Here is a 19,546-nt window from a genome sequence, read left to right as displayed (position 1 = left end):
GTACAGTGGAGACACAACGACGCGGGGTGGAGCAGCTCGGTAGCTCGCTGGGCTCATAACCCAGAGGTCGCAGGTTCAAATCCTGTCCCCGCTACTGAAGGCCGGAGGCCGGAATCCGAAAGGGTTCCGGCCTCCGGTGCGTTTGTGCGTTCACCCGTTCGGCCCGCACCGCTCGCCGCCCGCCCCCGCCCCGGGAAATCTGGAGGACGGGACGGCAGACGGCGCGGACGTGCGGGGTGGCGGGAGACGAGTGGTGCGGCCAGGTGACGTGGACGACGAGAGCGCGTACGCCAGGGCCGGCGGCCGGCTCCCCGGCGATCCCGTGCCCGACCCCGGCCTGGGCGAGGCCGCCGGAGTCCTGCCGTCCGAGGCCGAGCAGCGGCGGCGGTGGCTCCCGTACGGGCGGGTCCTCATCCGTCTGCTGCCCGTGCTGCTGATCGTCGTCGCCGTCCTGTACGACCTCCTCACCCCCCGGTACTTCACCGCCGGCCCCCTCTACACGGCCGCGCCCCTGGTCGCCGCGGCGGTCTACTCCCGGCGCGGCACGGTGCTCACGGGCGTCACCGTGGTCGCCGCCGTCATCGGGCTGCAGCTCGGCAAGGGCGTCATCCACTACGTCGACTCCCTCACCGAGCTGATCAGCATCGCGACGGCGGCCGCGCTCGCCGTCGTCGTCAACACCTTCGTCCGCCGTGCCGGCGAGCGGCTCGTCTCCGTCCGCGAGATCGCCGAGGCCGCCCAGCGCGCCGTGCTGCCCGAGCCCGCCGAGCGGATCGGCGGCTTCGAGATCGCCGCCTGCTACGAGGCCGCGCAGGCCGACGCGTTCATCGGCGGCGACCTGTACGCGGTGCAGGACAGCCCGCGCGGCATCCGGCTCATCGTCGGTGACGTGCGGGGCAAGGGCATGGGCGCGGTCGCCGCCGTCGCCGTCGTGATCGGCGCGTTCCGGGAGGCCGCCGAGCAGGAGGCGACGCTGGAGGCGGTGGCCCAGCGGCTGGAGCGGGCGCTGGCCCGCGAGGGCACCCGGCGCGAGGGACTGGACGCCTTCGAGGGCTTCACCACCGCCGTACTCGCCGAACTCCCGCACGGCGACGGCGTCGTCCGCATCCTCAACCGGGGCCATCCGCCGCCGCTGCTGCTGTACGCCGACGGCACCCTGCGCCCGCTGCCCGCCCGGGAGTCGGCGCTGCCGCTCGGCATGGGGGAACTGGGCGTATGGCCCGACCGGGCGGAGGAGGCCCCGTTCCCCGGCGGGGCCACGCTGCTGCTGTACACCGACGGGCTGTCGGAAGCCCGCGACGCCCGGGGAGAGTTCTACGACCCGCACGAGCGGCTGGCCGGTTGCGTGTTCCGGCACCCGACGGAACTGCTCGGCACCCTCGCCGAGGACGTGCGCCGGCACTCCGGCGGGGGTATGGCCGACGATATGGCGCTCCTCGCCGTGCGGCGACCCTGATCACATCCTGTGATGGCGCGAGCGCCCTCCGCATAACAACTGACATACAGTCAGATGGGACGAGTGCGGAAGGTGATGCTGAGGGGCGGTCAACTCGCCCCGATTTCACCGCTCGTGAGGCGTGTGTCCACCCGGGTTCCGTTAATGATCAAGCGGAACGGCTTGGAATCCGAGGCCCGCGTCTATTAACGTTCGATAACGCAGCGCGGTCGTCCCAGCCGTCACAGAAGGCGGCTCCGTGCGCACGCGCCGAATCCCGCGAGGGAACCGGGGAACCACCACTTGGGGTGAATCGGGCGTATGCCGCTGTGTGTACACGGCCGGTATACGCGCGTAGGAGACCTTCCTGCTCCGAACCCGTCAGCTAACCCGGTAGGCGGAAGGAAGGAAAGGAGTACGCCCACGTGGCGTCCAACCGGCCTGCCCCCGAGGCCCCGTTCGTGCCCAGCGGGCACGACACCGAAACCTTCGGCTACGACGTCCACCGCGCCGAAGAGGGCCCCTGGGAGGAGTGGAACCCCACCGCGGAGTCCATCCGCCCCGTGCGCGGCCGGCACCGCGTCGCCAAGCAGCGCGGCGGACTCGCCCGCAGCTCCACCGTCCTCGGCGTCGGTGTCATAGCCGCAGTCGGCGCGGGCGGCATGGCCAGCGCGCAGACCGGCAAGCCGCCGGTCTCCATCTCCATGCCGGACCTGCCCAACGTCGGCTCGCTCATCTCCGACGGCGAGGAGCCGGAGCCCCAGGGTTCCGCCACCCCGCTCAGCACGATCGCCGCGGCCTCCGCCGGCACCGGGCAGGACAGCAGCGCCGCCGACGCCGGCGAGTCGCTGCGCGCGCGCATCATGGCGCAGGCCGAGCAGCAGCAGGCCCAGGTCGAGAGCAAGGCAGCCGCCGAGGCCGCTGCCGCCGCCGAGAAGAAGGCCGCGGAAGCCGCCGCCAAGGCGGAGAAGGAGGCCGAGGCCAAGGCCGCCGCCGCCAAGAAGAAGGCGGAGGAGGAGGCCGCGAAGAAGGCCGAGGCCGAGCGGCTGGCGAAGCTGGCCAAGCAGTACACGCTGCCCACCTCCTCGTACACGATCTCCTCCACCTTCGGGCAGGCGGGCCCCTACTGGTCCTCCGGCCACCACACCGGCCTCGACTTCGCCGCTCCCACGGGCACGCTGCTCAAGGCGGTGCACAGCGGCACGATCACGTCGGCCGGGTACGAGGGCTCGTACGGCTACAAGACCGTGCTCACCCTCGACGACGGCACCGAGATCTGGTACGCCCACCAGTCGTCGATCAATGTCAGCGTCGGCCAGAAGGTCACCACCGGCGACGTCATCGGCCGCGTCGGCGCCACCGGCAACGTCACCGGCGCCCACCTCCACATGGAGGTCCACACGGCGGGCGGTGGCAGCCTCGACCCGATGGCGTGGTTGCAGAGCAAGGGCCTCACCCCCTGAGCCGCACCGCACACGCCGGTCGTCACTCCTGATCCCCGGCGGTCCTGACGGCGACCCCCCGACGTCAGGGCTGCCGGTTTGCGGGAACTTTGCCCCGCTTCCGGAATCGCGGGGTCCGTCGGGTTCGTTGACGCAGTACATGACTTCTCTGCGCAAACTCGGCTCCTCCGACCTGGAGGTCTTCCCCCTCGCCCTCGGCGGCAACGTCTTCGGCTGGACCGCCGACCAGGCCACCTCCTTCGCCGTCCTCGACGCCTACACGGCGGCCGGCGGCAACTTCGTCGACACCGCCGACTCCTACTCCGCGTGGGTCGACGGCAACAGCGGCGGAGAGTCCGAGACCCTCATCGGCAAGTGGCTCGCGGCCCGCGGCAACCGGGATGACGTCGTCCTCGCCACCAAGGTCAGCCAGCACCCCGAGTACCCGGGACTGAGCGCCGCGAACATCAAGGCGGCAGCCGACGCCTCGCTGCGCCGCCTGGGCACCGACCACATCGACCTCTACTACACCCACTTCGACAAGCCCGAGGTGCCGGTCGAGGAGATCATCGGCGCGCTCGACGAGCTGGTGCGGGCGGGCAAGGTCCGGCACATCGCCGCCTCCAACATCTCCGCCGAGCGGCTCGCAGCCTCCCTGGAGTTTTCCGACCGCGAGGGCCTCGCCCGGTACGTGGCCCTCCAGCCCCACTACAACCTTGTCTCGCGGGACACGTACGAGGGCGCGCTGCGCGACCTCGCCGAGCGGGCGGGACTGGCCGCCGTGCCCTACTACGCCCTCGCGTCCGGCTTCCTCACCGGCAAGTACCGGCCCGGTGCGACCGTCGACAGCCCGCGCGCGGGCGGCGCCGCCAAGCACCTGGAGAGCGAGCGCGGGCAGCGGGTCCTCGCGGTCCTGGACGAGATCGCCGAGGCCCACGGCGCCCCCGTCGCCACGGTCGCCCTGGCCTGGCTGGCCGCGCAGCCGACGGTGACCGCGCCGATCGCCTCCGCGCGCACGGTGGAGCAGCTGCCGGCGCTGCTGGGGGTGGCGGAGCTGACCCTCACCGAGGACGAGACCGCGCGGCTGACCGAGGCCTCGGCCTGAGGACCGCCGTGCCGGGCGCTACGGCCCGTAGGGGCGGGGCCGGGCGTAGGGCGGGTACGGGTACGCCGACCGGTCGGCGGGGTGCTGCGCCTGGGCGAGCCCGGGACACGGAGCCGGCGTGAACGCCGGGGGCCCGGGGTGGTGCGCCCGGACCGGCGTGAACGCCGGGGCCCAGGGCGCCGTGCGGCCGTACGGCACGTAACCGGAGTGGCCGCCGGACGCGTACCCGTGCGGCACGTACCCGGCGTGCACGCCGTACACCCCGTGACCCGGCCAGGCGGCGACGGGCGGCGGTGCCGTGGCCCGGGCGGCGTGGTCCAGCGCCGGGCGGGCCACTTCGCGGCGCTGCCACAGGGCGTCCAGCAACTCCCTCTCCCGTACGGCGAAGTCGGCGCCCGCCCGGCCCTTGCGCCCCCGCTGCCGCAGGAGCGCCAGTGAGGTCGCGTACGACTCGTACCGCGCCACCGCCCGCGCGGCGTCCTTCCCGGCGTGCCGGTGGGCGTGGCGCCGGGCGAGGCTGCGGGCGTGCATCGAGCCGAGCGCGTACGGCTCCGCCGGTGTCAGCCAGCCGGCCGTCACGTAGGCGGGCAGCTCGTCGCGCACGGTGCGCAGTTCGCGCTGCCGGGTCCAGATCGCCAGCCAGGTCAGCAGGCCGAAGCAGGGGACCATGAACGCCCCGTACACGGCGAGGAAGCCGTACTCGCCGAACGCGGCCGAGCCGTTCCACAGCGCGTGCATGCCCATCGCGAGCAGCAGGCCGGCCAGCGGGAGCAGGGCGCGGCGCAGGTGGTGGCGGCCGGTGGAGAGGGCGGCGATGCCGAAGCCGATGCCGGTGAGCACGGTGAACAGCGGGTGGGCGAAGGGCGACATCACGACGCGGACGAAGAAGGTCGCGGCGGTGACGGAGGCGAAGCCGCTGTCCCCGGTGAGCTGGTCGGTGCCGAAGGCGTTGCCCAGGTAGAGGATGTTCTCGGTGAAGGCGAAGCCGGTGGCGGTGACCCCGGCGACGACCACGCCGTCGACGATGCCGGTGAAGTCCCGTCGGCGGAAGAGGAAGACCAGGAGGACGGCGGCGGCCTTGGCGGACTCCTCGACGACCGGCGCTATGACCGTGGCGCCCAGGGTGTCGGCGCCCGCCGGGTCGGCGGTGGCCGTGGCTATCCATCTCGTCGCGAAGCTGTTGGCGATGATCGCTATCAGGGCGGCGGCGCAGGCACCCCAGGCGAAGCAGAAGAGCAGGTTCCGCCAGGGGCCGGGGTCGACCCGGTCCAGCCAGTGGAACGCGGCCAGGAGCAGCGGCACGGGCAGCACCGCGAGGCCGAGCCCCACCAGGAAGCCCTGGGTGCCGGTCTGTTCGCGCACCAGGGCCAGGATCACCAGGCCGGAGATCGCCAGTAGCGTGGTCAAGGCCCCGTAACGCACCCAGGCGCGCTGCCACCAGTGCGGAGGCGGCGGATTCGTCGGGTACGGGGGACAGGTGGCCACGGCATGGACCCTAACCGGTGGGGGGCTGCTCCTGGTGCTGGTCGGGGGACGGTACGCGGTGCGGTACGCGGCGGAAGAGCAAGTCGTTCACCACATGTCCCTTGTCCAGGCCCTGGCCTTCGAAACGGGTCAGCGGCCGGTGGGCGGGACGCGGCGCGAAACCTCCGCCGGGCACGGTGTTCTCGAAGTCGGGGTGCGCGGTGAGCACCTCGAGCATCTGCTCGGCGTACGGCTCCCAGTCGGTGGCGCAGTGCAGCACGGCCCCCGGCGCGAGCCGGGCCGCGGCCAGGGTCAGGAACTCCGGCTGGATCAGGCGGCGCTTGTGGTGGCGCTTCTTGGGCCAGGGGTCGGGGAAGTAGACGCGCAGTCCGGCGAGGGAGTCGGGGGCGAGCATCTCGCGCAGGAGGATGATCGCGTCACCGTTGGCCACCCGGACGTTGGACAGGCCGTCCCGTTCCGCGAGAGCGAGCAGGTTGCCCTGGCCCGGGGTGTGGACGTCCACGGCGAGGATGTCGGTGTGCGGGTCGGCGGCGGCCATCTGGGCGGTGGCCTCGCCCATGCCGAAGCCGATCTCCAGGACGACGGGGTGGTCGTTGCCGAACAGCTCGCCGAGGTCGATGACCCGCTGCCCGTCGATGTCCAGCCCCCACAGCGGCCACAGCCGCTGCAGCGCGTCCGCCTGCCCGGCGGTCACCCGGCTCCGGCGGGGCTGGAAACTCCGGATCCGCCGCTCGAAGTGCGACCCGGCCGGGTCGGCCTTCGGCCCGTCGGGGAACCGGGGCTCGCCCTTGGCACGGGTGTGCCTGACGGGGGCGCCGGGGTGCGGTGCGGTCGGCTGGGGGGCGTCGGAGGCGCTGCGGGAATCAGACACAGTGCCTTCGATTTTACGGCGGGGTGCGCGACGGTGCGGCTGCCACCCGGTCAGGCGCCCTCCAGCATGGCCAGGGCGCGCCGGCCCACCTCGCGCCCGATCGGCAGGGAGGCCGTCGCGGCGGGTGACGGGGCGTTGAGGACGTGCACCGCGTGGGCGCCCTCGCGGATCAGGAAGTCGTCCACCAGCGTCCCGTCCGCCAGCACCGCCTGCGCCCGCACCCCCGCGGGGGCCGCCACCAGGTCGTCCTCCGTCACCTCGGGCAGCAGCCTGCGCACGGCCGTGGTGAACGCCGTCCTGGACAGCGACCGCCGCAGCTCGCCCGCCCCGTACCTCCAGTGCCGCCGGGCTATCCGCCACGAGCCCGGCCAGGCCAGCGTCCCGCCCAGCTCGCGGGGCCGCACCACGCCCCAGCCGTAACCCTCCCGGGCGAGGGCGGGCACCGCGTTGGGCCCGACGTGCACGCCACCGTCGATCCCTCGGGTGAGATGCACCCCGAGGAACGGGAAGGCCGGGTCCGGCACCGGGTACACCAGGCCCCGGACCAGCTCCGGACGCGCCAGCTCGTAGTACTCGCCCCGGAAGGGGACGATCCGCATGCCGGGGTCGTCGCCGGTCAGGCGGGCGATCTCGTCGCAGTGCAGCCCGGCGCAGTTGACCATGACGCGGGCGCGGAGCACGTCCCCCGAGCGGGTGCGGACGGCGACACCGAGCCCCGGGCGGCGGTCGATGCGGCGGACCTGCGCCCCGTACCGGATCTCCGCGCCGGAGGCGTGTGCCAGCTGCCGGGCCACGGCGACGTAGTCGCAGACGCCGGTGGTGCCGACGTGCATGGCGGCCAGGCCCCTGACCTCCGGCTCGTACTCCGGGATCTGGGCGGCGCCCAGCTCGCGCACCGGTATGCCGTTCTCCCGGGCGCGCTGCACGAGGGCGTGCAGGCGGGGCAGCTCGGTGCGCTCGGTGGCGACGATCAGCTTGCCGGTGACGGCGTGGGCGATGCCGTACTCGGCGCAGAACTTCACCATCTCCGCCGCGCCCCGCACCGCGTAGCGGGCCTTCAGCGAGCCCGGACGGTAGTAGACGCCGCTGTGGATGACGCCGCTGTTGCGGCCCGTCTGGTGCCGGGCGGGTCCCGGCTCCTTCTCCAGCACCGTCACCCGGGTGCCCGGCGCGGCGCGCGTGATCGCGTACGCCGTCGACAGGCCGACGATGCCGCCGCCGATCACCAGCACGTCGCAGTCGTACGCGGTGCTGCGCGCGGTGCCGTGCGCGGGCACGGCCCCTGCTCGTTCCATCTCCCGGTCCACCTCCCGGCTCCGATAGTGCACTGCGCCACTGACAATGCCCTCAAACCCGGGAGGGGCGGTGAATCAGGCCGTGGTCATCAGCAGCGGCCGGGCGCGCTCGCGCAGCTCGACCACGCGCGGCTCGTCCCCGTACGGCTCCAGGCGGTGCAGGAGGTCCCTGACGTACTCGGTGGTGCGGGCCGAGGAGATGCGCCCGGCGACCTCGACCGCCCGCACGCCCTGCTCGCAGGCCGCGTCCAGGTTGCCGGACTCCAGCTCGGCCACCGCCGAGACGACGAGCCGGAGGCCGTGCGAGCGTACGAACTCCTCCGTCGGCTTCGACAGCGCCTGCTCGGTGAAGCGGCGGACCTGGCGTGGTGCCTTCAGGTCGCGGTAGCACTCGGCCGCGTCGGCGGCGAACCGGTCGTAGGAGTAGAAACCCAGCCACGTCGGGTCGCTGTCGCCGGGCCGGGCGCGCTCCAGCCAGCTCTCGGCGGCCTTCAGGGCCGCGCCGGCCGCCGGTGCGTCGCCCGCGCGCGCGTGGGCGCGGGCCTCGACCAGGCGGAAGAAGCTCATGGTGCGGGCCGTGGCCAGGCCCCGGTTGCGTTCGAGCGCGGCCTGGGCGAGGTCCACGCCCTCGTCGCCGAAGCCGCGGTAGGTCGCCTGGAGCGACATGGAGGCGAGCACGTAACCGCCCAGGGGGACGTCGGCCGCCGCGCGGGCCAGGCGCAGGGCCTGGATGTAGTACCGCTGGGCCGCCTCCTGCTGGCCGGTGTCGAAGGCCATCCACCCCGCCAGGCGGGTCAGTTCGGCGGAGGCGCCGAACAGGGCGCGGCCGACCTCGTCGGAGTAGGAGCCGAGGAGGAGCGGTGCCGCCTCGACGCGTAAGCACTCGGGGACCATCGACGAACGCCAGTCGCCGCCGCCGTACTTGGAGTCCCAGCGCCGGGCGTCCTCGGCGGCCTCCCGCAGCTTCTGCACATCACTGTGGCCGACTTTGAGCGGTGCGCCGGAGCCCTCCGCCGGGCTCGCCTCGCGCGCCACCGAACTGTCGGCCGGGGTTATCAGCCACCGTGAGGCGGGCGTTGCGTATGCGCTCACCGCGAACGATCCGGCGAGCGACTGCCAGATGCCGCCGGTGCCGGCCCGGCGGCCGGCGAGGTCCAGCCGGTACAGCTCGGTGGCCGACCTGACCGCCTGGCCGACGTCCCGGGGGAAGGCCAGACCCACCTCGGGAGCCGGGTCCGCGTCCGCCAGGCCGATCTCGTGCAGCGGCACCGGGCGGCCGAGCTTCTGGCCGATGGCGGCGGCGATGAGGTGCGGCGCCGCACCCTGCGGCACCATGCCCTTCGACACCCAGCGCGCCACCGACGTCTTGTCGTAGCGAAGCGTCAACCCGCGCTGGGCGCCGAGGTCGTTGACGCGCCGGGCGAGACCTGCGTTGCTGATTCCCGCGAGGGCGAGAACGGCGCCGAGCTTTTCGTTCGGCCCGCGTTGCTCCCTGGACATGCGCCACCCCTCGACACAGACGGCTGCCGCGCTGGCATAACCACGCGGCATTCGTAAACCCAGCGTAGTTCGCCGCATCCCATGCGTTAAGAGGCATTGTTCCGGATGGCGGGATTGTGGTCCGTACTCGAGTGCGGTGTCTGTACTGTCCGTTGCCGCGTGCTCCCGGTGTGTGGCCGTGCGCCCGGCCGTGCGCTCTTCTCCGGCCACCGGGGGAGCGGTTCCATGGGCGGTGCGTGGGTCGGCCCGCTGTACTGGATCCAGTGGGCTGGGGGACACCGCCGCCTACATCCCCGCGGGCGGCGGACCGGTCCGGGGGGTGTGCCTCGCCTCCCGGACCGTGCGCGCACCACCGGCCGCCGGGCGGTGCGCAGAACCTGTACGGAGCGTGTTCGACCGTGTTTTCGTAACGTCGAATTGGCTGAAAATCGTCCCCGGTATTTCCGGGGGCCAGCGCCCTCACCATGGGAGTTGAGGGCGCTTTGGGTAGCCAAGGGGCGCGTTGCGGGGGCGCATTCGCGTCGACTTCGCGCCTTCCGGGCAGGCAGTCGGCCTTCGCGGGTGGACACCCGCGGGGGCGCATTCATGGGAGCACATGCGGCTCCGCCGCTGCTCCGCGGCGCGCCCTTCATGGCAGCATGGGACCAGTTCGTACGGTGCACTGGTTGTCCCCAGCCTGTGGAGGCGTCGATGCGGTGGTTGGTGGGGTGGAGCAGCGCCGCCGTGGGGGCAGCCGGGATCGCCGGGGCGGCCGGCTCCGCGGGGGCCACCGGATACGACGGCGAGACCGTTCAGCCGGTCGGTTCCCAGCTGTTGTGGGGCGACCCCGACCCCCTGTGGGCGGTCGGCGACTGGCGCCCCGACGAGGTGCGCGTCGTCACCGCCGATCCCCAGACCCGGATCGCCGTGCTCGGCATCTGCGGCGCGAGCGACGAGCAGTTGCGGGTCGGGCTGTTCGCCGCGCGCGGTGGCGCCCTTCGGCACCTGACCGCGTGGCCCGGGAGTTACACCGCCGTCGTCCAGGTCGGGCGGCGGATCACCGTCTGCGGCGATCTCGCGGGCGCGCGGCCGGTGTTCCACACCCCCTGGGCGGGCGGCACCGCCTACGCGACGGCCGCCCTGCCCCTGGCCGACCTCGTCGAGGCCAACCTCGACTTCGGGCACCTCGCCGCGCTGCTCGCCGCCCCCGACGTACCGGCCGCGCTGGACGACTCCACCCCGTACGACGGCGTGAAGCGCGTCCCGCCGGGGCATGCGCTGATCCTGCGCGCCGGGGCGCGGGAGATCGCCGGGTACGAACCGGTGGCCTCGCTCGCCGTCGCGGCGCCCGCGGCCGACCCCGGCCGCGCGGTGGACGCCGTACGGGACGCCCTGGTGGAAGCAGTGCGCACGCGCCTCGCCGCGCCCCGGCACGTCCCCGGGGACGGCATCGACCCCGGCCCGGTCCCGGGCATGGGCCCCGCGGAACGGCGTGCCGCGCGCGGGATGCCGGTGCCGGGGATCGGCGCCGACCTGTCCGGCGGGCCGGCCTCGGGGACGCTGGCGCTGCTGGCCGCCGGGCTGCCCGGGATGCCGGGGACCGTGCTCGGACACGGCACGGGTGCGGGGGAGCGGCTGCTGGCCGTCACCTTCAACGACCTCGCCGTCGGCGGGCAGGAGGCCGAGGTGGAGCGGGCGGGGGCGCTGGCGGCCAACCCCCGGCTGCACCACGTCGTCGTCACGGGCGGGGAGGACATGCTGCCGTACGGCGTCCTCGACGGGCCGCTGACCGACGAGCCCGGCTCGTCCCTGGTCGCGGCGGCACGGCACCGGGCGCGGCTGGCCGCGGGCAGCGCGGACCACTTCACGGGGTACGGGGCGCGGCAGGTCCTGGACGCGCATCCGGCCCGCCTCGCCGACCTGCTGATGGACCGCAAGCGGCGCCATCTCGTGCGGCCGGTCGCCGCGATGGCCAAGGCGGACGGCTCGGTGCTGGTCCCCGCGCGCGTCTACTCCGCGGCGCGGCGGCTGGCGCGGACGCCGTACCGGACCGGTCTCGAGGTGCTCTCCGAGCGGTTGCTGCGCAGACGCTTCGACGTGCCCGGCGACGGAGCGACGGACGCGTCGCTGGCCGTTCTGACCTGGGCGGGGCCCGGGCCGGCGGCGCGGTGGCTGACCGGGGAGGCGCTGGCTGAAGTATCGGTTCGCCTGCAGACGTCGTCGCAGCGGTCCGGGGTGGGGCCGGGGCAGCGGCCCGGTGACTTCCGGGCGCGGGCGGCCCTGGCGCGGCAGGCGGCGGAGGTGCGGGTGCTGGAGCAGGCCGCCGAGATCCGCTTCCAACGGCTGCACACACCGTTCCTCGACAATCAGGTCGTCCGCGCCTGCCGGGCCCTGCCGGAGGCACTGCGGGTACAGCCCGGCGCGCGGGCGTCGATCCTGCGGACGGTGCTGGAGGGCGCCGGGGTCAGCGAACTGCCCAGCGGGTGGGGGGCGCCGACGCAGGCGGTGGCCGCTTCGGCGGCACGGGCCGGGCTTCGCGTGGCCGCGGACTCCCTGCTGGGGCTGTTCGACACGCCGCTGCTCGCGGAGGCGGGGCTGGTGGAGGCGCGGGTCGTGCGCAAGGCGGTGCGGGGGGCGGCCGCGGGTGAGGCACTGCCGTTGGACGGGCTGGCCGACCTGATCTCACTGGAACTGTGGCTCCGCCGCCTGCTCGCCCGCCGGGGCACGTGCTGGACGGGGACGCCGGCGCGGCAGCGGGCGGTGCCGGCGGGTATCGCGCCGCAGCGCGGGGCGTTGGGCGGTGCGGGTGCGGTGGTTCGGCGGGGATGAGGAGGTCTCCGGCGGCTGGGCGGGGGTGACCGCGGGGGCCGCCGTGGTGGGCGACGTCGTGAGCGGCACGGCACTACGCGCAGGTGAACCGTGACTCCGCCCAGTCGGCCAGGGCCGCGCCGTCGAGGTGGTTGTGGGGGGTCACGGCCAGCGTCACGCTCTCGCGTCCCGTGAGGTCCACATGGACGGGCACGGCCGGGTCCCCGCCCTTGACCATCCCCGAGCTCCACAGCCGCACGCCGTCGGCGTACACCGAGAAGTAGACCTTGCCCAGCTTCATCGTCAGGTCGTCCACGCCGACCAGCGCGTCGTAGGACGAGCAGGAGCGGTTGAGGTCGATGACGGCGGTGGAGCGCCCGTGCGCCGTGACACCGTGCGCGTAGTGCTCGCCGTTGATCGAGAGTGCCGAGCGCTGCCACACCCAGCTGCTTCCGGTCAGCCGCATCTCGGGGCCGCTGCCGTCACCGGTGACGTCGTACGCCAGCTCGCTCCACTGGTAGACGGCCGGGGCGGGCGGAGGTGTCGGTGTGGGTGTCGGGGTCGGCGGAGGTGTCGGTGTCGGCGTCGGGGTGGGCGTCGGTTCGGGGGGAGCCGGCGTCGGGCGGGGGGTGGGAGTCGGCGTGGGTGTCGGGGTCGGCTCGGGTGCGGCCACCGGTGGACGTGTGAGGGGCGGCCGCGTCGAGGGCGTGGGGGTGTCCGGGGCGGGCTGGGCCACCGGCGAGGAGGCGGGCGGGGCCGCCTTCGGCGGCTGCTCGGCCGGCGTGTCATCGCCGGCCAGGGCGAAGACCAGCGCCGCCGCGGCGGCCACCGCCACCACACCGGCCGCGATGCCGGCCTTCACCGGGGCGCCCAGCCCTTCGGAGGCGGCGGCGCCGCTCCCGGCCCCCGCCCCGCCGGAGGCACCTCCGCCCGCCGCGGCCGCCGCCCCCGCCGCACCTGCGCCCGCGCCACCGGCGATGAGCCCGGCCGCCTTGGCGTACCCGGCGGCGCCGAACCAGCCGATGACCGCGACGGGCACCACGGCCGGGATGCCGCTCGCGACCTCCTCGATCTGACCGGCCGCCAGCCGGCACCGGGCGCACTCCTCCAGGTGCTTGCGCAGCCCTCGTTCGGCCCGGGTGCGCAGCCTGCCGCGCGCGTACGTGCCCAGCTGGTCGGCGTAGCGGGCGCACGCCTCGTCGGCGGCGAGGGTCTCGCTGACGTGGGCCTGGAGGTAGGCCTGCTTCAAGCCCTCCCGGGCACGGCTGGCGAGGACGCGGGTGCCGTTGGCGTCCAGCCCGAAGAGCACGGCCACCTCGCTCGGCGACTCGTCCTCGACCTCGGTGTGCCACAGCACGGCCTGCCACCGCTCGGGCAGCGAACGGAAGGCCCGCATGGCCATGGACTGCTCGGCCTCGTGCATGGCCCGGACGTCGGCGCCGAGCTCCAGGGTGTCGTCGTCCGGCACCTTGGCGGAGTGCGCGGCCTGCGCGGCGAACACCGCGAAGTCGTCCACCAGTTGTTCCCGCCCGGCCGACCGCGTCCAGCCGGCGGCGACCCGGCGGACGGCGGTGAGCAGGTAGGCGCGCACGGCGTACTCGGGGCCCGAGCCGCCGCGCACCGCCTGGAGCATGCGGGCGAAGACCTCGGCCGTGAGGTCGTCCGCTGTGTGGGCGTCGCGGCAGCAGGTGCGCGCGTACCGGCGCACCGCGTCCGCGTGGCGCCGGTACAGCTCCTCGTAGGCCGTGTCGTCGCCCGAGCGCATCCGCCCGATCAGCTCCGCGTCGGATTCCGGCAGGTCGCGCGGAGGCGGCAGGATTCCGCTGTCGGGAAGCTCGCCCGGCGCAGGCAGTGTGCCCCCGTCGTGCGGGTCGCGTGGCGGAGGCAGGACGCCCCCGTCGTGGACCTCGCGCGGTGGTGGGAGAACGCCGTCCTCGTGCAGGTCGCGCTGAGCGGGCACGGCTCCCTCGGCGGGCCCGGCCCCGTCCGCAGGCCCGATACCGCCCGTCGCTCCCTCGTGGTCCGCAGGCGCGCCTCTCAGCGGAATCCGGGCCGGACTGCCCTGGACCGGCACCTGCGGCGGATCACCGGGCCCGGTGCCGTCCTCGCCGAGTGATCCGTCCCGCCCGTCAACGCTCATCGCGGAAAGCCCCCGCCACCTGCCCGCCCAGTCCCGAACACCGGGTCAGCGTGCCATATTGGCTTTTGTTCAGGACGCCTCGGTGGGCACCATCACTCGTCTGTGGGGACTTTCCGGAACCCGGTAATAACGCACAGCCGTTCGGGGAAGGAGTACAGCCTCCTCGTGGCAGGCGGCGCGGGAGGTTCCGCCCGGCGCCGAGCGAGATTCCGCCTGACGCCGAGCGAGACACGCGGACTCGTCCGCGACGCCCCGCCCGGCCGAGGGCACCTCCGCGTCGTCAGGACGCGGGGCGCGACCGCAAACCCTCCAGCAGGATGTCCAGCAGCCGGGCCGAGGCCGCAGCCTGCTGCGCCGCGTCCGGTAGCGAGGGCGCCGCCGTGGCGATCACCAGCAGCACGTCCGACACCGACACGTCCGGCCGCAGCTCACCCGCCGCCCGCGCCCGCTCGACGAGCCGCCCCACGACCTCCAGCAGCGCCGCCGCCCCGTCGTCGTCCGCCACGGAAACGGACGTACCGGCGGACCCACCGGCCGCGGCGCCCGCGGACGCGGTGGCCTCGGGCACCAACCGCAGCTCACCGGAGCCCGGCTGTATCCGCTGCTGCGGCACCCGCGCTTCGCCGCGCACGGCACCGCCGTCACCGTCCTCGGACACCCCGACCCGCAGCACCTGCGGCGGCAGCAGCCGGCCGGCACCCGAGGCCACGGACGTCCGCAGGAAGCGCGAGAGCGCCGACCACGGTTCGTCCTCCTGCCCGAGCGCCGCCCGGGCCTGGTCCGTCAGCCGGGCCGTCTCCTCCTCGGCTATCCGCCGCACCAGGACGTCCTTGCTCGGGAAGCGCCGGTACACCGTGCCGACACCGACCCGCGCGCGCCGCGCCACGTCCTCCATGGGCGCGCCGTACCCCAGCTCGCCGAACACCTCGCGCGCCGCGCGCAGCACGTGCTCCAGATTGCGCTGGGCGTCCACGCGCAACGGAGCGGACCGCGCCCCGTCCCCACGTGCGCCGCCCGGTGCCGCACTCATCGCGCCACCGGGCGCGACGGCGGACGCGGACGACCAATGAGAGCCCTGAACATGCATAGCCAATCCCCCGGTAATGACGTCTCCCCCCGGAGACTCTCCCCGCCATCGAAAGCCGGAGTGCGGCGGAACAGGCCCGGATACCGGCCCGCCCGTCGCGGACCCGATGAGCACATCCCCCTACGCTCCGTGGGAAGAACATAGTTGAGCGGGAGTCAATTCAGAAGGGGCAGGTTCCGCACGGTGCGCCCCTCGATCGGAGTACGGATCGTATACGCCCAGAATGCGGCGCCCTCCGACCCCGTATCCACCCCCACTGACCTGCGCGTCCGTCCCACGTCGAAGCCGTCGCCCCCGCCGCCCGCCGCCACGTTCCCCGGTCACACAAATCGACGAGCCTGTGGACAAACGCAAGCGCCGGGTGCGTCATGGGATGGTGAAGGAACGTGCGCGCATTCTCGTTGTCGGCGGTGGCTACGTCGGGATGTACACGGCCCTGCGTCTCCAGCGGAACCTGAGAGGCGAACTGAGGCGCGGCGACGCCGAGATCACCGTCGTCACCCCCGACCCCTACATGACGTACCAGCCGTTCCTCCCCGAGGCGGCGGCCGGATCCATCTCCCCCCGGCACGTCGTCGTGCCGCTGCGCCGCGTCCTCGACCAGTGCGACGTCGTCATCGGTGAGGTCCGGTCCATCGACCACACGGCCCGCACCGCCACCGTCACCACCCTCGCCACCGAGGAGGGCGCGGACGCCCGCAGGCTGACGTACGACGAACTCGTCCTCGCGCCCGGCTCCGTCTCGCGCACCCTCCCCGTGCCCGGCCTCGCCGACCACGGCGTCGGATTCAAGACCGTCGAGGAGGCCATCGGCCTGCGCAACCACGTCCTCGAACAGATGGACATCGCCTCCTCCACCCGCGACCCCGCCCTCCGCGACGCCGCCCTCACCTTCGTCTTCGTCGGCGGCGGCTACGCGGGCGTCGAGGCCCTGGGCGAGCTGGAGGACATGGCCCGCTACGCCGCGCGGTACTACCACAACGTCACGCCCGACGACATGAGGTGGATCCTCGTCGAGGCCTCCGGCCGCATCCTCCCCGAGGTCGGCGAGGAACTCGGCCGGTACACGGTCACCGAACTGCGCCGCCGCAACATCGACGTACGCCTTCAGACCCGCCTGGAGTCCTGCGCGGACCGCGTCGCCGTCCTCAGCGACGGCTCCCGCTTCCCGACCCGTACGGTCGTGTGGACGGCCGGCGTCAAACCCCACCCGGTCCTCGCCGCCACCGACCTCCCCCGCGACGAGCGCGGCCGGCTCAAGTGCACCCCGCACCTCTCCGTCGACGGCGCCCCGCACGCGTGGGCCGCCGGTGACGCCGCCTCCGTCCCCGACGTCACCGCCGGCACACCGGGTGCGGAATGCGCCCCCAACGCCCAGCACGCCGTCCGCCAGGCCAGGGTCCTCGGCGACAACATCGCGCACGCCCTGCGCGGCGAGCCCCTGGAGACGTACGAGCACGCATACGCCGGTTCGGTCGCCTCCCTCGGCTTCCACAAGGGCGTCGCCCACGTCTACGGGCGCAGGCTGAAGGGCTACCCCGCGTGGTTCATGCACCGCGCCTACCACCTCAGCCGCGTCCCCACCGTCAACCGCAAGGCGCGCGTGCTGGCCGAATGGGCCCTCGCCGGGCTCTTCAAACGGGAGATCGTCTCCCTGGGATCACTCGAACATCCGCGAGCGGAGTTCGAACTCGCGGCCGGTGGAAAGCCTTCTCAGGAACCTCCGAACAACCCGAAGGGGTCGTCCTGACCGGACTGAGGAACTCCCCCGGCAGGTCCGGCGTCTGACGAATGTCGGTCCGGCCGGCACCCTGCCAGACTGGTCCACCACCGCGGGCGCGCCGCCGCTCGCGACGCGCGGTCCCCGGCATTCCGCCCGGTTTCACGATCCGTCCGGTCCCGGGCCGCCGACAACTACACGAGGCAAGGACACGAGGCAAGGATTCGTGAACTTCACGCGCTGGAGCGCCCGGCTCCCCGGAACGCAGCGCCGCGCCGCAGCGCGGACCGACCCGCCGCTTCCCCCGGACCGCCGGCCGGACGGCTCCGTACCCCCCGCCCGCGCCGAGCAGCTGACCGACGAGGCCCCGCCCGTACCCGCCGTCGACGACCTCCCCGTACGCGACGTCCTCGACCGCGTCCCGGCCCTCGTCGCCCTCGTCCACGGCCCCGACCACCGCCTCGCCTACGTCAACGGCGCCTACGTCGGCGCCTTCGGCGACCGCACCCTGGGCGAACGGGCCCACGAGGCCCTCCCCGAACTCGCCGAACTCGGCCTCTTCCCCCTCCTCGACCAGGTCCAGCGCAGCGGCCGCCCCCGCACCCTCAAGTCCCGCAAGGCCCCCGACGGCCGCTCCTACACCTTCACCTGCACCCCGGTCACCGAGCCCCACCACGGCGACGGCGACCGCGGCGTCCTCGTCTTCGCCACCGACGTCACCGACCACGCCGAGGCCGCCGCCCGCCTCCGCGCGAGCGAACGCCGCCAGCGCGAGACCGCCGTCACCCTCCAGCGCTCCCTGCTCCCACAGGAACTGGAGGAGCCCGACGACCTGCGCGTCGCCGCCACCTACCACCCCGGCGGCACCGAGGCCGCCGTCGGCGGCGACTGGTACGACGTGATCACCCTCGGCGGCGGACGCACCGCCCTCGTCATCGGCGACGTCATGGGACGCGGCGTCCGCGCGGCGGCCGTCATGGGCCAGCTCCGTACGGCGGTCAGGGCCTACGCCCGCCTCGACCTGCCCCCGCACGAGGTGCTCCAGCTCCTCGACGGCCTCGCCACCGAGATCGACGCCAACCAGATCGCCACCTGCGTCTACGCCATCCACGACCCGAACGAGGGCCGCCTGGTCTACGCGTCCGCCGGCCACCTGCCCATCCTGGTCCGCGACGAGAACGGCACCGTCCAGCGCGCCGACGAACCCACCGGCCCCCCGCTCGGCACCGGCGGCTGGATGCACACCTCCGGTTCCATCGCCCTGACCCCCGGCTCCACCGCCGTCCTCTACACCGACGGCCTGGTGGAACGCCGCAACGAGGACCTGGACGAGGGCATCGCCGCCCTGGAACGCGCCCTGTCGGGTGCCACCGGCACCCCGCAGGTGGTCTGCGACCGCCTGGTCCGCTCCGCCGGCGTCACCCCCGACCACGACGACGACGTCGCCGTCCTCGTCCTCCAGCACCCCGCCCGCAAGGGCGCCGAGGCCGAGCGCTTCCGCAACGCCGCCCTGGAACTGCTCGGCGGCGTGGAAGCGGCCCCACGCGCGCGTGCCTTCGCCTCAGGCGTCCTGACCAGCTGGCGCTTCCCCACCGACCTGCACGACCTGGGCGTCCTGGCCACCAGCGAACTGGTCGCCAACTCCCTCCAGCACGGCACGCCCCCCATGCGGCTGCGCCTGCGCCGCACCGACCGCCGCCTGATCATCGAGGTGACCGACGGCGACGACCACCTGCCCAGACGCCGCCGCGCGGAGCCCGGCGACGAGTCCGGCCGGGGCATCGCCATCGTCGCGACGATCGCCTCCAACTGGGGCTCCCGGCGCACGCCCGGCGGCGGCAAGGCGGTCTGGTGCGAATTCCTCCTGCCCAAGCGGTGACGCAAGGCCACGAAGGGAAAAGGGGCGCGGCTGCTCGAGCCACGCCCCTGCCGCACCCCCCGGCCACGCCGGGGTCCGGTTCCGCTCAGGCCTCCGCGGTCGCCACCGCGTCGGCCGGCGCCCGACCCTGCGTGACCACCCGGCTCCGCGCGAGCGACGGCTGGTTCTGTACGTCCGTGAGCTGCCGCCCCAGCCGCACCGCCAGCACCGTGATGCCCAGCGAGAACAGCGTGAAGGCCACGATGTACGGCGCGTGCAGCGACGCCCCGATCGGCCCGCCCACCGCCGGCCCGATCGCCAGCGCGAGCTGTTTCACCAGCGCGAAGGCGGAGTTGTACTGCCCGGCAAGACCGGTCGGTGCCAGGTCCGCCACCAGCGGCGCCAGCGTCGGCGACAGCAGCGCCTCACCCAGCCCGAACAGCGCGTACGTCGAGATGAAGGCGGCCGTCGCCATCGCCTGGCTGCCGTGCCCGAGCCCGGCGTACCCGGCCACGGCCCACGCCACGGCCCAGATCAGCCCCACGGACGCGATCACCCGCGACCGCTTCCGCCGCTCCACGAACTTCAGCACCGCGAACTGCGCGACCACGATCATCAGCGTGTTCGCCGCCAGCGCGGTCCCGAGCGCGGACGTGGAGATCCCGGCGGCCTCGACGCCGTACGCGCTCAGCCCCGACTCGAACTGCCCGTAGCAGGCGAAGAACAGCACGAAGCCCAGGACGCACAGCTGCACCATGGCCCGGTTGCCGAGCAGCTGCTTCCAACTGCCCCCGGCGGACCCTCCCGGGGCCTCCTCCACA

The 19,546-nt window shown here is 74.0% G+C and carries 13 protein-coding genes, 1 tRNA gene and 1 riboswitch (1 of these 15 running past the window's edge); of the genes, 7 read left to right on the top strand and 7 right to left on the bottom strand.

Annotated elements, in window-relative coordinates; genetic code table 11:
* Positions 1–20: 20 nt before the first annotated feature.
* The 4 genes from ACLIN4_RS16645 to ACLIN4_RS16630 all read left to right on the top strand — a co-directional run bounded on the left by ACLIN4_RS16645 (position 21) and on the right by ACLIN4_RS16630 (position 3,982).
* Positions 21–94: transfer RNA gene (locus ACLIN4_RS16645), tRNA-Met, on the top strand.
* Between the two features lie 174 nt (positions 95–268).
* Positions 269–1,456 (top strand): PP2C family protein-serine/threonine phosphatase, encoded by a 1,188-nt coding sequence (locus tag ACLIN4_RS16640; RefSeq protein ID WP_257101495.1) that lies wholly within the window; start codon positions 269–271, stop codon positions 1,454–1,456.
* 237 nt (positions 1,457–1,693) lie between these two features.
* Positions 1,694–1,849, top strand: a riboswitch (cyclic di-AMP (ydaO/yuaA leader).
* A gap of 11 nt (positions 1,850–1,860) precedes the next feature.
* Positions 1,861–2,898: a M23 family metallopeptidase gene (locus tag ACLIN4_RS16635; RefSeq protein ID WP_289913183.1), complete on the top strand. Its 1,038-nt coding sequence runs from the start codon at positions 1,861–1,863 to the stop codon at positions 2,896–2,898.
* Positions 2,899–3,037: 139 nt separating this feature from the next.
* Positions 3,038–3,982 carry an aldo/keto reductase gene (locus ACLIN4_RS16630; protein ID WP_411575956.1) on the top strand — a complete coding sequence of 315 codons (945 nt, stop codon included), beginning with the start codon at positions 3,038–3,040 and terminating at the stop codon, positions 3,980–3,982.
* A gap of 18 nt (positions 3,983–4,000) precedes the next feature.
* Here ACLIN4_RS16630 and ACLIN4_RS16625 read toward each other — a convergent pair whose 3' ends face one another.
* The 4 genes from ACLIN4_RS16625 to ACLIN4_RS16610 form a co-directional block, all read right to left on the bottom strand.
* Positions 4,001–5,467 (bottom strand): PrsW family intramembrane metalloprotease, encoded by a 1,467-nt coding sequence (locus ACLIN4_RS16625; RefSeq protein WP_411575955.1) that lies wholly within the window; start codon positions 5,465–5,467, stop codon positions 4,001–4,003.
* Positions 5,468–5,477: 10 nt separating this feature from the next.
* Complete coding sequence (trmB, locus tag ACLIN4_RS16620; RefSeq protein WP_289913176.1) at positions 5,478–6,338, bottom strand: tRNA (guanosine(46)-N7)-methyltransferase TrmB; 861 nt, start codon at positions 6,336–6,338, stop codon at positions 5,478–5,480.
* Positions 6,339–6,388: 50 nt separating this feature from the next.
* Positions 6,389–7,633: an L-2-hydroxyglutarate oxidase gene (gene lhgO / locus ACLIN4_RS16615; RefSeq protein WP_107477059.1), complete on the bottom strand. Its 1,245-nt coding sequence runs from the start codon at positions 7,631–7,633 to the stop codon at positions 6,389–6,391.
* Between the two features lie 75 nt (positions 7,634–7,708).
* Entirely contained in the window at positions 7,709–9,133 is a 1,425-nt protein-coding gene (locus ACLIN4_RS16610) for a hypothetical protein (RefSeq protein WP_043382107.1), read from the bottom strand.
* A 690-nt stretch (positions 9,134–9,823) separates the two neighbouring features.
* Here ACLIN4_RS16610 and ACLIN4_RS16605 point away from each other — a divergent pair.
* A complete protein-coding gene (locus tag ACLIN4_RS16605) occupies positions 9,824–11,941 on the top strand; it encodes an asparagine synthase-related protein (protein WP_269957465.1) in 2,118 nt (705 codons plus the stop codon).
* 73 nt (positions 11,942–12,014) lie between these two features.
* Here the strand turns inward: ACLIN4_RS16605 and ACLIN4_RS16600 are convergent, their stop codons facing one another.
* Together ACLIN4_RS16600 and ACLIN4_RS16595 are read right to left on the bottom strand one after the other, a co-directional pair.
* Complete coding sequence (locus ACLIN4_RS16600; protein WP_411575954.1) at positions 12,015–14,060, bottom strand: sigma-70 family RNA polymerase sigma factor; 2,046 nt, start codon at positions 14,058–14,060, stop codon at positions 12,015–12,017.
* A 280-nt stretch (positions 14,061–14,340) separates the two neighbouring features.
* The gene (locus ACLIN4_RS16595; protein ID WP_107480136.1) at positions 14,341–15,147 is read right to left on the bottom strand and encodes a TetR/AcrR family transcriptional regulator; all 807 of its coding nucleotides are present in this window, start codon (positions 15,145–15,147) and stop codon (positions 14,341–14,343) included.
* Positions 15,148–15,520: 373 nt separating this feature from the next.
* Between ACLIN4_RS16595 and ACLIN4_RS16590 the strand changes: the two genes are divergently transcribed.
* Both ACLIN4_RS16590 and ACLIN4_RS16585 read left to right on the top strand, forming a co-directional pair.
* Positions 15,521–16,897, top strand: a complete 1,377-nt coding sequence (locus tag ACLIN4_RS16590) for an NAD(P)/FAD-dependent oxidoreductase (RefSeq protein ID WP_107480137.1) — start codon at positions 15,521–15,523, stop codon at positions 16,895–16,897.
* A 196-nt stretch (positions 16,898–17,093) separates the two neighbouring features.
* On the top strand, positions 17,094–18,746 hold the full coding sequence (locus ACLIN4_RS16585; protein WP_107480138.1) for an ATP-binding SpoIIE family protein phosphatase: 1,653 nt from the start codon (positions 17,094–17,096) through the stop codon (positions 18,744–18,746).
* An 85-nt stretch (positions 18,747–18,831) separates the two neighbouring features.
* Here the strand turns inward: ACLIN4_RS16585 and ACLIN4_RS16580 are convergent, their stop codons facing one another.
* Positions 18,832–19,546, bottom strand: the 3' portion of a protein-coding gene (locus tag ACLIN4_RS16580) for an MFS transporter (RefSeq protein WP_369181951.1). 563 nt of this gene lie beyond the right edge of the window; the window shows 715 of its 1,278 coding nt (coding positions 564–1,278); the start codon falls outside the window, past its right edge; the stop codon is at positions 18,832–18,834.

This window comes from Streptomyces mutabilis (genome assembly GCF_046628145.1).
GTDB lineage: Bacteria > Actinomycetota > Actinomycetes > Streptomycetales > Streptomycetaceae > Streptomyces > Streptomyces mutabilis.
The sequence above is the reverse complement of the archived record's forward strand: the minus strand, read 5'-3'. Positions and strand labels throughout refer to the sequence as shown.